Here is a 13,235-nt window from a genome sequence, read left to right as displayed (position 1 = left end):
TCCGGGAGGTGCGCGGGCTTGTAAGGTTCCCGGCGGTTCCGGCAGTTGCACGGTTCACCACTGCGGTTCCACTGTTCAGAAGCTCAAAAGCACCGAAGTCCCAGGGGGATCACGACATGCGACCCATTCGCCCAATGCTGGCGGCGGCTTCCATAGCCGCCGCGCTCGCGCTGACGGCCACCGCCTGCGGCCCGGGCGAGGACAACGCGGGCGACAAGCCGACCGTTCCCACGAGCCTGCCCACCGACGGCGGGATCACCATCCCGGACGACATCAAGGACAGGCTCAAGGAGCACGGGATCGATCTGGACAAGTGGCGCGACGGCGAGTGGAAGAACTGGGACCGGGAGAAGTGGCTCCGCGAAGCCACGGACTACATCAACCCGATCATCGAGGGCCTGTGGGACCCGGACCGGATGCGGGACGCCGACAAGCCTCCGGAGCAGCCGGTCGACAACGACATTTCCGGCGATGAGGCTGTCACCGACCCGACCCCCGCCGCTGTCGAGGCACAGCAGGTGAAGCCTCCCTACCGGACGAACGCCCCGGAGGCCGGGAAGGTCTTCTTCGACGGCCCCCAGGGCTCGATGGTCTGTTCCGCGACCGTCGTCCAGGACCCGGCCAACCCGGGCAAATCGAACATGGTGTGGACGGCGGGCCACTGCGTCCACGCGGGAAAGAAGGGCGGCTGGTACCGCAACATCGCCTTCGTCCCCTCGTACAACGACACCGCGAGGCCCACCGCACAGCTGGAGGGCGCGCCCAAGGAAGAGATCGCTCCGCACGGTGTGTGGTGGGGCGACTGGGCGCAGACCTCGGACCAGTGGATCAACCAGGGTGCTCCGACCGGTGGCCAGGGCGCGCCCTATGACTTCGCCGTGATCCATGTCACCCCCGAGAAAGGCGGTTCGGGCAAGTCGCTGGAGGAGACGGTCGGTTCGGCACTGCCGGTGGACTTCAACGCCCCGGCCGCACCGAAGATCGACAGGATGACGGCGACCGGCTACCCGGCCGCGCCGCCCTTCGACGGCCAGCGGATGTTCCAGTGCGGGGACAAGCCCGGACGGCTCTCCATCAAGGCCGATCAGCCGACGATGTACCGCATCGGATGCACCATGACCGGCGGTTCGTCCGGCGGCGGCTGGGTGGCCAGGGGCCAGGACGGCAAGCCCGCCCTGGTGTCCAACACCTCGATCGGCCCGGTCTCGGCCGGCTGGCTCGCCGGACCGCGCCTCGGCCCGGAGGCGAAGGGCATCTACGACGCCGTCAGCAAGAAGTTCGCGGGCCGGTAGCCCGCCGGACGGTTCATCGAGCACCGTCCTCCGAGTCCTGTGCCGGTCCGCTCCAAGGCGTCCGGCACAGGACTCGAGCGTTTCTGAGCTCGGCCGAGCACTTACGCGGTGGGCGAACGGGCGGCTCATCGGCCCGGTCCCCCGGCAGCCGTCCCGGCACAGCACAGCGCCCGCCCCTCACCTGGAGGAACGGGCGCTTCGGTGGCCGTCGGAACCGCGCCGGACGGGCGAGCGCACCCGTACCCGCGGTCGCGGGACTCCTACCCGCCGTACGCAACGGTCAGCTGCTGGTCACCGGAAGAAAGGGTGCCAGCGCGGCGGCCAGCTCCGCATGGACACGCGCCTTGAGCAGGGTGCCCTCCGTGGTGTGTTCCTCGGAGAGAACCTCGCCGTCGGCATGCACCCGTGAAACCAGACCGCCCTGGGTGTACGGAACGAGAGCCTCGATCTCGACCTCGGGCCGGGGCAGTTCGACATCGATGAGCGCGAGCAGCTCGTCGATGCCCTGGCCCGTCCGCGCCGAGACCGCGATCGCGTACCGCTCGATGCGCAGCAACCGCTGGAGCACCAGCGGATCGGCCGCGTCCGCCTTGTTGATCACCACGATCTCGGGCACGTTCACCGCGCCCACATCGCGGATCACCTCGCGCACGGCGGCCAGCTGCTCCTCCGGCGCGGGATGGGCACCGTCCACCACATGCAGGATCAGATCGGAGTCCCCGACCTCCTCCATGGTGGAGCGGAACGCCTCCACGAGGTGGTGCGGCAGATGCCGGACGAACCCCACGGTGTCGGCCAGGGTGTAGAGACGGCCGCTCGGTGTCTCGGCCCGGCGTACGGTCGGGTCCAACGTGGCGAACAGCGCGTTCTCCACGAGGACTCCGGCGCCGGTGAGGCGGTTGAGAAGCGAGGACTTCCCGGCGTTGGTGTACCCGGCGATCGCGACAGACGGCACCTTGTTGCGCCGGCGCTCCTGCCGTTTGATCTCACGGCCGGTCTTCATCTCCGCGATCTCGCGGCGAGTCTTCGCCATCTTCTCGCGGATCCGCCGCCGGTCCGTCTCGATCTTGGTCTCACCGGGCCCTCGGGTGGCCATGCCGCCACTGCCGCCGCCACCCATCTGCCGGGACAGCGACTGACCCCAGCCGCGCAGCCTCGGCAGCATGTACTGCATCTGCGCGAGCGCGACCTGCGCCTTGCCCTCTCGGGACTTGGCGTGCTGGGCGAAGATGTCGAGGATCAGGGCGGTGCGGTCGACCACCTTGACCTTGACGACGTCCTCCAGATGGATCAGCTGGCCCGGGCTCAGCTCACCGTCGCACACGACGGTGTCGGCGCCGGATTCGAGAACGATGTCCCGCAGCTCCTGCGCCTTGCCCGAACCGATGTACGTGGCGGGGTCCGGCTTGTCGCGGCGCTGGATGACGCCGTCGAGCACCAGCGCACCCGCCGTCTCTGCGAGGGCCGCGAGCTCCGCGAGGGAATTCTCCGCGTCCTGCACCGTCCCCGAGGTCCATACGCCGACCAGCACCACACGCTCCAGGCGCAGCTGCCGGTACTCGACCTCGGTGACGTCCTCGAGCTCGGTGGAGAGGCCCGCGACGCGCCGCAGCGCGGCACGGTCGGAGCGGTCGAGCTGATCGCCGTCCCGCTCTCCGTCGATCTCGTGGCTCCAGGCGACGTCCTCTTCCATCAGGGCATCGGCCCGAAGGCTCTCGGTGCGCGTCTCGGCGAAGCTCTGCTTGTCGAAGCTCTGCTCGTCCTGGGAAGGGGATGAAGAGGAGGTCATTGGATCCTTACGTCGATGGGAGATCTGCACTGCCGGCCGCATCGGAGGGTCGGGCCTCCGAACAGCCTTCGTCGGTCACAACGTGTGACGGTCCCGATTGATTCCCGTATGGCGTGCGCGATGACTTCGCACCTCGAACGCGACGGATACCCGGCACAGGCGGCATCGCCCGACATCTCGATGGTCGCACGGTGCCACCGGGCCCGTCATCCCGGTTTACCGGGCCGGGGACGTCCGCCCGCCACGCTCCGCGGTGCCCGGTCCGCCGTACTCCGGGCCCCGGCCCACGGGTGTCCGCGGACCTCGGGCTGTCGCCGCGCGGGAGCCTCGGCCCCGGCTCTCGGGGCGGTGCTCCGCCAGTCCGGATGGCCCGGCATCGGCGGTGTGCGCTTCTCGTACAGCCAAGCCCGGAGGAAGGCCGTGAGGTCGCGTCCCGCGATCCGCGAGGCGAGCCGGGTGAAGTCCGCCGTGCTCGCCGTCCCGTCACGGTGTTCCCGGACCCAGGCCCGCTGCAACCGGTCGAACGCGTCCGCCCCGATCGTCTGCCGCAAGGCGTACAGGACGAGGGCGGAACCGTCGTACACCACCGGCCGGAAGAGACTGATCTTCTGTCCCGGCGCCGGGGGCTTCGGGGCCGCGGGCGGGCCGCCGTCGGCCCGCCACTGATCGGAGCGCCGGTACGCCTCGCGCATCCGCGCCTCCAGGGTGTAGCCGCCGTTCACCTCCGCGTGGAGGGACTCGTACCAGGTGGCGTGCCCCTCGTTCAGCCATAGATCCGACCAGGAACGGGGGGAGACGCTGTTGCCGAACCACTGGTGGGCCAGCTCATGGACCATGATCGAGTCGACGTACCACTCGGGGAGGGAGGCAGTGGTGAAGAGCGGGCGCTCGAAGAGGGAAAGGGTCTGCGTCTCCAGCTCGAAGCCGGTACGGGCGTCCGCGACGAGTACTCCGTAGGTCTCGAACGGGTAGCGGCCCACCTTCCGCTTCAGCCACTCCAGCTGGGCCGGTGTCTTCCGCAGCCAGGGTTCCAGGACCGCGGTGTCCTTCGCGGGCACCACATCGCGCAGGGGCAGTCCGCCGGGCCCCTCCCGGGTCAGGACGGCCGAGCGGCCGATGGAGACCTGGGCGAGTTCGGTGGCCATGGGGTGGCGGGTGCGATACGCCCAGGTGGTGGTCGAGCCGTTCCGCTTCCGCCACTTCCGGACGCCGTTGGCCACTGCCGTCAGCTCGCTGGGGGCGGTGACACGGAAGGTGAAGTACGCCTTGTCCGCGGGGTGGTCGTTGGACGGGAACACCCGGTGGGCGGCGTCCGCCTGGTTCGCCATGGCGAGCCCGTCACCGGTCCGCAGCCAGCCGCCGGCCTCCTTCGCACCCCGGGGGTCGCTGGTGTGCTCGACGGTGACACGCGCGCGTGCGCCGCGCGGGAGTGCCCTGACCGGCTGCACCACCAGGTCCTCCCCGGCGGTCACGAAGTCGGCGCGGACGCCGTTCACCCTGACCGCGTGCACGGTGCCGTGGGTGAAGTCCAGGTTGATCCGTTCCAGGCGTTCGGTCACACGCGCGTCGATCGTGGTCACGGCGTCCAGGGGGGTGGTGTTGCTGCCGTGGTAGGTGAGATCGATGTCGTAGGCGAGGACGTCGTATCCGGGGTTGCCGAGCTGAGGGAAGAGCGGGTCACCGATACCGAGCGGTGGCGGCGCGGGCTGCGGAACGGCCGCGGCGACGAGGGCGGCGGACGCGAGGGCCGGCAGGGCCGCGCGCAGCAGCCGCCGTGGCCCACCGCGGCGCGCGAGGGGAGGCGGGTGGGATCCCGTGGGGAACTCGGAGGGAGCGGGGGGTTCGGGCAGCATGCACTACCGCTACCAGCGAGCTGCGGCGCCGGTCCCGGCGCCGCGCGTCACGCCACCCGAACGAGGTCATCCGGTGGCCGCTGGATGCTGGGTGCGGCTGACGTCGTACACCCCCGGCACATCGCGCATGGCACGCATCAGCGAGGGAAGTCCGGCCGCGTCGGGGAGTTGCAGGGTGTACGTGTGCCGTACACGCTGTTGGCTCGGCGGTTCGACGGTGGCCGAGACGACGGCCGCGCCCTTGGCGGCGATGGCCTCGGTGAGATCGGCGAGCAGCCGGGGGCGGCCGAACGACTCGGCGACCAGGGTCACCCGGCAGCCGGCGGCGTCTCCCCAGCGCACGGTGACCGGCTCGCGTTCCAGGGATTTCATCCGGGAGACGGCGGGGCACTCCTCACGGTGCACGGTCACCACTCCGCCACGTACCGCGAAGCCCGTGACCGGGTCGGACGGCACGGGCGTACAGCACCCGGCGAGCCGTACGGTCGCGTCCGGCACGTCGACGACGGCGTCCGCGGTGCTGGGACGGCCGGCGGCGGCGGGAACGGGCCTGCGGCGCGTCACCGCCGGCACGTCCTCACCTGCCGGGTTGGCGTCGAGCCACGCGGTGATGGCGATGCGCGCGGCGGGCGTGCGGGCATGGTCGAGCCAGTCGGGCGACGGCCCGGACACGGTGTCCGGGTTGACCCGCGCACCCTCGCCGTCACGCGGAAGCCGTGCGCTCTCGGCCTCGGGGGCGCCGCTCCGGAGGCCGGATCCGGGCCGGGCCCCTTGGTGGTGCGGGCCGTGGGTCTGGTGCGGGTCCTGCGCGTCGTTCGCGAGCAGCAGATGGACGGTGTCGCCGTCCTTGAGAACGGTACTCAGCGTCGCCAGACGGCCGTTGACGCGGGCCCCGATGCAGGCGTGGGCCAGCTCGCCGTACTGGGCGTAGGCCGCGTCGACGCAGCTCGCGCCCGCGGGAAGTCCGAGCATCCGGCCGTCGGCGCGGAAGACGGTGATCTCGCGGTCCTGCGCCAGATCGGCGCGGAGAGAAGTCCAGAACGTGTCGGAGTCGGGGGTGGACTCCTGCCACTCCAGCAGCCGGGAGAGCCAGCCGGGCCGTGTCGGGTCGGCGCGCTCCCCCTCGGCCGGTTCCGCCCCGGGTCCCTCCGCGGGCGGATACGGATTGCCGAGCGCGATCACTCCGGCCTCGGCCACCTTGTGCATCTGGTGGGTCCGGATGAGGACTTCGGCGACCGCACCGTCCGGCCCGGCGACGGCGGTGTGCAACGACTGGTACAGATTGAACTTGGGTGCGGCGATGAAGTCCTTGAACTCGGAGATCACCGGTGTGAAGCAGGTGTGCAGCTCGCCGAGCACCCCGTAGCAGTCGGCGTCCTCGCCGACCAGGACGAGCAGCCGTCCGAAGTCGGTGCCCCTCAGTTCGCCGCGCTTGAGGCTGACGCGGTGCACGGAGACGAAATGCCGGGGCCGGATCAGGACTTCGGCGGTGATTCCGGAGTCACGCAGTACGGCCCGGAAGCGCTCGGCCATGGAGTCGAGCGCGGCGCCCGCCGTGGTGTTGCCGGCGATCAGGGCGTGGGTGCGTTCGTACTCCTCGGGGTGGAGGATCGCGAAGACGAGGTCCTCCAGCTCTGTCTTGAGCGCCTGTACACCGAGCCGCTCGGCGAGCGGAATGAGGACCTCGCGGGTGACCTTGGCGATACGGACCTGTTTCTCGGGGCGCATCACACCGAGGGTGCGCATGTTGTGCAGCCGGTCGGCCAGCTTGATGGACATCACACGGACGTCGTTGCCGGTGGCGACGAGCATCTTGCGGAAGGTCTCGGGCTCGGCCGCCGCGCCGTAGTCGACCTTCTCCAGCTTGGTAACCCCGTCGACCAGATACGCGACCTCCGCCCCGAACTCCGTCTTGACCTGCTCGAGCGTCACTTCGGTGTCCTCGACGGTGTCGTGGAGGAGCGACGCCGTCAGGGTGGTGGTCTCCGCGCCCAGTTCGGCGAGGATCAGGGTGACGGCGAGCGGGTGGGTGATGTACGCCTCGCCGCTCTTGCGGAACTGCCCCCGGTGGGACGTCTCCGCGAGCACATAGGCCTTGTGCAGGGTCGCGAGATCCGCGTCGGGGTGGTGCGCCCGGTGCGCATCGGCGACATGCCCGATCGCATCGGGCAGGCGGTCCCGGCCGGCCGGGCCGAGGAGCGCGGCGCGGCCCAGCCTGCGGAGGTCGATCCTGGGGCGGCCGCGTCTGCGGCTGTGGGCACCAGGGTTGGCGGCCTCTGCACTCATGGGGCACCTCCGGGCGGCATTCGACCGGCGGTGGGAAGAGCAGGGGTGCCCTCCGGGCCGGTGCTTGATGCTACCGAGCCCACCACGTGGAGCAGTCCGGCTCTTGCCGAGCGTGAACCGGATCACCCATTCGAGCGAAGCTCTATCCGGTGGCGGTTCCGGAGTGTGCGAGGAGGGCAGGTGTCAGATGACCCTCCGCCACGATGACCGCCGGTCCCGTCATCTCGATCTCACCGTCGGGCCGTTCCGTGATGACCAGCCGTCCGCCGGGCAGATCCACGGTGTAGGTGACGGGAACGCCGGTCGCCGAAGGGTCGGCACCGTCCCTGCGGGCCGCGGCGACGGCCACGGCACACGCGCCCGTGCCGCAGGAGCGGGTCTCGCCCGAGCCCCTTTCGTGGACCCGCATGGCGACATGGCGCTCGCCCCGGTCGGCCACGAACTCGACGTTGACCCCGTTCGGGTAGACGGCGGCCGGGGCGAAGGAGGGCTCGGAGCGCAGATCGCCCGCGTGGTCCAGGTCGTCGACGAACACCACCGCGTGCGGGTTGCCCATGCCGACGTTGCGCGCGGGCCAGGCGCGGCCGTCCACGGTGACGGTGACGCTCTCCCCGGGAAGGGTGGCGCGGCCCATGAAGACGGTGATGTCGCCGTCCTCTGAGGGTGTCGCGCTCTTCGCGAGGTGGACCTTCTTCACACCACCGCGGGTGGCGACGGCGAGGTCGCCTGCCCCGGTGTGGCCCGCGAGCTGGAGGTAGCGGGCGAAGACACGGACGCCGTTGCCGCACATCTCGGCGATCGATCCGTCCGCGTTCCGGTAGTCCATGAACCACTCGGCCTCGTCCGCCATGGCCCGGGCCTCGGGGTGCGCCGCGGAGCGCACGACATGGAGAAGGCCATCGCCGCCGATGCCCGCGCGCCGGTCACAGAGCCGGGCGACGGCGGAGGCGGGCAGGTCGACCTCGTTGCCGGGGTCGGGGACGATCACGAAGTCGTTCTCGGTGCCATGCCCCTTGAGAAAGGCGATGGCACCGGTCGACGCGGTCGGTGAAGGCTGTGCGGTGGTCACGACGTCCATCGTACGAGGAGGGGCCGACAGCGGCCCGCGCAGCGCGACGGGGACCACATCGGCCGCCGACGACGCCCGGCTGCTCAGGGAGTCAGCGGAGGCGGGCCACGCGCCAGACGGCCAGGGCGACCATCAGGAGGCCCACCCCGACGTAGAGGGCGAGAACACGCCAGTCCGGACGCTCCCCGGAACCGCGCGGCGGCAGGCCCGGCCAGGTGTGGCCCACGCGGCGGGCGGCCATCACGCCCCAGCCGGCGGCACAGCAGCTGATCAGCAGGCCCAGCATGGCGACGACGGCACCGCCGTCACCCGTACCGAACGCGAGCGGGAAGGCGAACATCAGGGAACCGACCGCGGCCAGGGTCACGATGGGCGCGAGCTGCCAGATCCGCAGCCTGCGGGCGGGACGCAACTCGACCTCGACCTCGTCCGTCAGCAGGTCCTGGTCGTCCGGTCCGTCCGGGCTCAGACGGGCCACTCCGTCCACGGCGTCCCGTGGCTGCTGCTCGGTGTCGTGAGGGCCGGCCTCCATCGCCACGCGCCCTCCCAACTCGGACTCCACGTCGATCGATGCTCGATGATGGCACGGTCGGGGGCGCCTGATTGACGGGCATGGCGTCCCGATGCCATCACGTGATCAGGCTGTAACCGCTCGTTCGATCAACGTCAGCGCCAGTCGCGGAAGTTCCCCTCGGTGCTCCACCGCCCCACTCAACCAATGCACCCGTGGATCGCGTCTGAACCACGAATCCTGACGGCGCGCGAAGCGCTTGGTGGCGCGGACGGTCTCGTCGCGCGCGTCCTGCTCCGTACGCTCTCCCGCGAGCGCCGTGAGGACCTGCTGGTAGCCGAGAGCGCGTGATGCCGTACGCCCCTCACGCAACCCCCGCGCCTCAAGTGCACGTACTTCGTCGACGAGCCCCGCCTCCCACATCCGGTCGACACGCCTGGCGATCCGCTCGTCGAGCTCGGGGCGAGCGACGTCCACACCGATCTGGACCGTGTCGTAGACGGCGTCATGGCCGGGCAGATTGGCGGTGAACGGCTTGCCGGTGATCTCGATCACTTCCAGCGCCCGGACGATCCGGCGCCCGTTGCTGGGCAGGATCGCGCTTCCGGCCTCGGGGTCGGCCGCGGTGAGGCGCGCGTGCAGGGCTCCGGAGCCCGCGGTGATCAGTTCCTCCTCCAACCGGGCACGGATGGCGGGGTCGGTGCCGGGGAATTCGAGGGCATCGATGGCTCCTCGTACGTACAGCCCCGAGCCGCCGACGAGGACCGGGGTACGGCCTTCTGCGAGGAGCCGGTCGATCTCGGCCCGCGCGAGCTTCTGGTACTCGGCGACACTCGCCGTCTGCGTGATGTCCCAGATGTCGAGGAGGTGGTGTGGGACACCGCAGCGCTCTTCGGGCGTCAGCTTGGCGGTGCCGATGTCCATCCCCCGGTACAACTGCATGGAGTCGGCGTTGACGACTTCACCGCCCAGCTGCTGGGCGAGGAAGACACCCAGATCGGACTTTCCGGCCGCTGTGGGGCCGACGACGGCGATGACCCGCGGAGCGGGAGCTGCACTTCTCACGGTCCCAGTCTCCCAAACGCCCGCACGTGTCCCCGAACGAGCGAGGTGACGACGGAGCGGGGCCTTCGTTGCCTGTTCCGAGGTTTCGCGCGCCGGTTTCGGACCGGCGTTCCCGGGGAGACGCAACAGGGCGCACCCGGCGGCGCGGAACCTCGGCCGCACGAGTACGCTATGGAGTAAATATGGGCGTTTTCTCATGGTTCAGCCGTAAGTCCCGGACGACCGTCGAGGCATCGGCTGACACCGGAAGCGGCGATACGGCCGCGGCTGCCGAGGCCCCTGAGGCCGAGGAGGTCGTGGCCGCGGTCGCCGAGGGCGTGGAGATTCCCCGGCAGCAGTCGGCCGGGGATGCCGCGGACAGCGAGACCGGAGAGGGCGCCCGCAAGTAGTCGGTACGGGCGGCAGCCGCCGGTTGCCGCCGTCGCTACGAGGGAAGGTGGCCCATGGGCCTCATGGACACGCTGAAGGCCAAGCTCGCCCCGGCCAAGGACAAGGTCTCCGACCTCGCGCAGCAGCACGGGGGCAAGATCGAGAGCGGCCTGGACAAGGCAGCGAAGGCGGTCGACTCGCGGACCAAGGGCAAGTACAGCGGGAAGATCGAGTCCGGTACCGGCAAGGCCAAGGAGGCACTGGACCGCATCGCCCACAAGGACGACGGCGGCACCCCGCCGCCTCCCGCTTCGCCGCCGCCCGCCGCCTGAGCGGGGCGCGGAAACGGCGCACGGACGGCCACGGAACCAAGCGCTCCGCGGCCGTCCGGTGTGTTTCGGCCCTGCCGCCGGGCCCGCACGCTCCCCCCAGAGGAGCTCCCGGTGTTTCCGGCCCGGCAGCGGGTTCCATGAGCCCTGGGGCACTCTGTGGGGGCCTAGGACCAGGAGGCCACGAAGTAGCCGACGCCGTAGGGGGCGTCCTCGTAGAGGAGCCGGCCGGTGAGTCCCGCGTCCTCGGCGGCTCCAGCCAGCACTTGCCAGGTGGACCTGCCCGCCACCTTCAATTCGTAGGCCAGAGACACGTCCAGCCCTGCCAGTGCTCCGGTGTCGGCGCTACCGAGGGCATCGGCGGCGAGGGCGTCGAAGCCCGCGGCACGCTCGTCCAGATAGCCCGGGGCCTTGAGCGTACGGCAGGCGCTTCCGTCGCCCATGGCCAGAAGGGCCACCCGTTCGGCCCGACCGGCGATCTCCCGGCCCTTTTCCCGGCTCGGCCCGGGGGCGAGCGAGTCGGCGATCCCGAGACCCTCCACCGGGGAGCCCCAGCGGCTGTGGTCGAGCAGCCACGCTCCGACGGCCAGGGACGGCGGCAGCCGCCGTTCCGCTTGGTCCCCGGCGCCGAGGCGTACCTCCAGTTCGACACCGAACCCCCGGAACGAACCCGTCGCTCCCGCCGGGTACGCACCGCGCTCCTCCTGCCCCGCGGTACCGACCACGACGAGCAGATCGGGCCGCGCGGCGGCGAGCACTCCGAGCGCGTCGGAGCATGCGGTCCGCGCCGCGTCGAGCTCGGGCGCGGCGCCCGCGGCGACCTCGGGCACGAGCAGCGGCGGGCAGGGGCATACTGCGGCGGCGACAAGCATGATCGTCACCTTAATGCGTGATCGGCGGCCTGACGCGGGTGCGGCGGCCCGGGACAAGCGGGGTCGGCGGACCGCGTGCGGACGGCGGACGGGACGACAGCTGGAACGGTACGGGGCCCCGGCGACGCAGGACACGGCCGTGTCGGCGTCGCTCCGGGCGGGGGCCGCGCCGAAGGGCCCGGGTGATCCGAGCAGTCAGTCGGTCCCGCAGCCGGGTGCCGCGGCGGGCAGCGGGGCCGGGACGCCGACCTTCGGCAGACCCAGCAGCACGCCGGCGGGCTTCGCGGCGTCCGTCGCGTTCCGCTTCTCCCAGGCGTCCCCCGCGCGGGTCCGGCGTACCGAAGTCGTCGTGCCCTCCGCGAGCAGATGGTGCGGGGCCGCGTACGTGATCTCGACGGTCACCACGTCGCCCGGCCGCACCTCGTCGGCCGGCTTGGTGAAGTGGACCAGGCGGTTGTCGGGGGCCCGGCCGGACAGGCGGTGGGTGGCGCCGTCCTTGCGGCCCTCGCCCTCGGCGACCATGACGTCGAGGGTGCGGCCGACCTGCTTCTTGTTCTCCTCCCAGGAGATCTCCTCCTGGAGTGCGACCAGCCGCTCGTAACGTGCCTGTACCACCTCCTTGGGGATCTGGCCCTCCATGGTCGCCGCCGGGGTGCCGGGGCGCTTGGAGTACTGGAAGGTGAAGGCGTTCGCGAAGCGGGCCTCGCGGACCGTGTGCATCGTCTGTTCGAAGTCCTCCTCGGTCTCGCCGGGGAAGCCCACGATGATGTCGGTCGAGATGGCGGCGTGCGGGATCGCGGCGCGCACCTTCCGGATGATTCCGAGGAATCGCTCCTGCCGGTAGGAGCGGCGCATCGCCTTGAGCACACCGTCCGAACCCGACTGGAGCGGCATGTGCAGCTGGGGCATCACATTCGGTGTCTCGGCCATCGCGGCGATGACGTCGTCGGTGAAGTCACGGGGGTGCGGAGAGGTGAACCGGACCCGCTCCAGGCCCTCGATCCGCCCGCAGGCCCGCAGCAGCTTGCCGAATGCCTCGCGGTCGCCGATGTCGGAGCCGTACGCGTTCACGTTCTGGCCGAGCAGGGTGATCTCGGAGACGCCCTCGTCGACGAGGGCCTCGATCTCGGCCAGGATGTCGCCGGGGCGGCGGTCCTTCTCCTTGCCGCGCAGCGCGGGCACGATACAGAAGGTGCAGGTGTTGTTGCAGCCGACGGAGATGGAGACCCAGGCGGCGTACGCGGACTCCCGGCGGGTCGGCAGCGTCGACGGGAACGCCTCCAGCGACTCCGCGATCTCGACCTGCGCCTCCTCCTGCACCCGGGCGCGCTCCAGCAGGACGGGCAGCTTGCCGATGTTGTGCGTGCCGAAGACGACGTCGACCCAGGGCGCGCGGGTGACGATGGTGTCGCGGTCCTTCTGGGCGAGGCAGCCGCCGACGGCGATCTGCATGCCGGGCCGCTTGGTCTTCATGGGGGCGAGGCGTCCGAGGTTGCCGTAGAGTTTGTTGTCGGCGTTCTCGCGGACCGCGCAGGTGTTGAAGACGACGACATCGGCGTCGCCGTCGGCGCCCTCGGGCGCGCGGACGTACCCGGCGTTCTCCAGCAGGCCGGAGAGCCGTTCGGAATCGTGGACGTTCATCTGGCACCCGTAGGTGCGCACCTCGTACGTTCGCTTGACGTCCACTGCTCCGCTCCGGTCCCTGCTGCTCATGCATCAAGAGTAGGCGGTGGTGCGAGCGCCTCCGGCCCGGTACCCCGGACCCGTATCCACCAGGGCCATCGGGCCTGGGGGCGGCGT

11 protein-coding genes are annotated in these 13,235 nt (G+C 70.9%); 3 read left to right on the top strand and 8 right to left on the bottom strand.

The features are described 5' to 3' along the window. Window positions 1-116 precede the first annotated feature (116 nt). On the top strand, window positions 117-1,292 hold the full coding sequence (locus tag ACIBCM_RS28150; protein ID WP_399247955.1) for a trypsin-like serine peptidase: 1,176 nt from the start codon (window positions 117-119) through the stop codon (window positions 1,290-1,292). A 280-nt stretch (window positions 1,293-1,572) separates the two neighbouring features. On the opposite strand, the gene hflX is transcribed toward ACIBCM_RS28150, so the two are convergent. From hflX to miaA, 6 genes are all read right to left on the bottom strand, one after another. Continuing rightward, window positions 1,573-3,081: a GTPase HflX gene (gene hflX, locus ACIBCM_RS28145; protein WP_399247953.1), complete on the bottom strand. Its 1,509-nt coding sequence runs from the start codon at window positions 3,079-3,081 to the stop codon at window positions 1,573-1,575. Window positions 3,082-3,287: 206 nt separating this feature from the next. Beyond that, window positions 3,288-4,934, bottom strand: coding sequence for a M1 family metallopeptidase (locus ACIBCM_RS28140; RefSeq protein WP_399247951.1), 1,647 nt, complete (start codon window positions 4,932-4,934; stop codon window positions 3,288-3,290). Between the two features lie 66 nt (window positions 4,935-5,000). Further along, a complete protein-coding gene (locus tag ACIBCM_RS28135) occupies window positions 5,001-7,220 on the bottom strand; it encodes a RelA/SpoT family protein (protein ID WP_399247949.1) in 2,220 nt (739 codons plus the stop codon). Window positions 7,221-7,362: 142 nt separating this feature from the next. Beyond that, entirely contained in the window at window positions 7,363-8,298 is a 936-nt protein-coding gene (gene dapF / locus ACIBCM_RS28130; RefSeq protein ID WP_399247947.1) for a diaminopimelate epimerase, read from the bottom strand. An 82-nt stretch (window positions 8,299-8,380) separates the two neighbouring features. Further along, complete coding sequence (locus tag ACIBCM_RS28125) at window positions 8,381-8,821, bottom strand: hypothetical protein (protein WP_399248058.1); 441 nt, start codon at window positions 8,819-8,821, stop codon at window positions 8,381-8,383. 105 nt (window positions 8,822-8,926) lie between these two features. After that, window positions 8,927-9,865, bottom strand: coding sequence for a tRNA (adenosine(37)-N6)-dimethylallyltransferase MiaA (gene miaA, locus ACIBCM_RS28120; protein ID WP_399247945.1), 939 nt, complete (start codon window positions 9,863-9,865; stop codon window positions 8,927-8,929). A 182-nt stretch (window positions 9,866-10,047) separates the two neighbouring features. Between miaA and ACIBCM_RS28115 the strand changes: the two genes are divergently transcribed. Both ACIBCM_RS28115 and ACIBCM_RS28110 read left to right on the top strand, forming a co-directional pair. Continuing rightward, the gene (locus tag ACIBCM_RS28115; protein ID WP_399247943.1) at window positions 10,048-10,254 is read left to right on the top strand and encodes a gliding motility protein; all 207 of its coding nucleotides are present in this window, start codon (window positions 10,048-10,050) and stop codon (window positions 10,252-10,254) included. A gap of 54 nt (window positions 10,255-10,308) precedes the next feature. Then, window positions 10,309-10,566, top strand: coding sequence for an antitoxin (locus tag ACIBCM_RS28110; RefSeq protein WP_389272166.1), 258 nt, complete (start codon window positions 10,309-10,311; stop codon window positions 10,564-10,566). Window positions 10,567-10,730: 164 nt separating this feature from the next. Here the strand turns inward: ACIBCM_RS28110 and ACIBCM_RS28105 are convergent, their stop codons facing one another. Then, the gene (locus ACIBCM_RS28105; RefSeq protein WP_399247941.1) at window positions 10,731-11,435 is read right to left on the bottom strand and encodes a class III extradiol dioxygenase subunit B-like domain-containing protein; all 705 of its coding nucleotides are present in this window, start codon (window positions 11,433-11,435) and stop codon (window positions 10,731-10,733) included. Window positions 11,436-11,630: 195 nt separating this feature from the next. Further along, the gene (miaB, locus tag ACIBCM_RS28100) at window positions 11,631-13,148 is read right to left on the bottom strand and encodes a tRNA (N6-isopentenyl adenosine(37)-C2)-methylthiotransferase MiaB (protein WP_399247939.1); all 1,518 of its coding nucleotides are present in this window, start codon (window positions 13,146-13,148) and stop codon (window positions 11,631-11,633) included. Between the last annotated feature and the right edge of the window lie 87 nt (window positions 13,149-13,235).

The sequence above is a fragment of the Streptomyces sp. NPDC051018 genome, assembly GCF_044456085.1.
GTDB lineage: Bacteria > Actinomycetota > Actinomycetes > Streptomycetales > Streptomycetaceae > Streptomyces.
The sequence above is the reverse complement of the archived record's forward strand: the minus strand, read 5'-3'. Positions and strand labels throughout refer to the sequence as shown.

Bases quoted from the DNA above. Each gene is read 5' to 3' on its own strand.
- ACIBCM_RS28150 (WP_399247955.1), top strand. From the start codon at position 117: ATGCGACCCATTCGCCCAATGCTGGCGGCGGCTTCCATAGCCGCCGCG.
- hflX (WP_399247953.1), bottom strand. From the start codon at position 3,081: ATGACCTCCTCTTCATCCCCTTCCCAGGACGAGCAGAGCTTCGACAAG.
- ACIBCM_RS28140 (WP_399247951.1), bottom strand. From the start codon at position 4,934: ATGCTGCCCGAACCCCCCGCTCCCTCCGAGTTCCCCACGGGATCCCAC.
- ACIBCM_RS28135 (WP_399247949.1), bottom strand. From the start codon at position 7,220: ATGAGTGCAGAGGCCGCCAACCCTGGTGCCCACAGCCGCAGACGCGGC.
- dapF (WP_399247947.1), bottom strand. From the start codon at position 8,298: ATGGACGTCGTGACCACCGCACAGCCTTCACCGACCGCGTCGACCGGT.
- ACIBCM_RS28125 (WP_399248058.1), bottom strand. From the start codon at position 8,821: ATGGAGGCCGGCCCTCACGACACCGAGCAGCAGCCACGGGACGCCGTG.
- ACIBCM_RS28115 (WP_399247943.1), top strand. From the start codon at position 10,048: ATGGGCGTTTTCTCATGGTTCAGCCGTAAGTCCCGGACGACCGTCGAG.
- ACIBCM_RS28110 (WP_389272166.1), top strand. From the start codon at position 10,309: ATGGGCCTCATGGACACGCTGAAGGCCAAGCTCGCCCCGGCCAAGGAC.
- ACIBCM_RS28105 (WP_399247941.1), bottom strand. From the start codon at position 11,435: ATGCTTGTCGCCGCCGCAGTATGCCCCTGCCCGCCGCTGCTCGTGCCC.
- miaB (WP_399247939.1), bottom strand. From the start codon at position 13,148: ATGAGCAGCAGGGACCGGAGCGGAGCAGTGGACGTCAAGCGAACGTAC.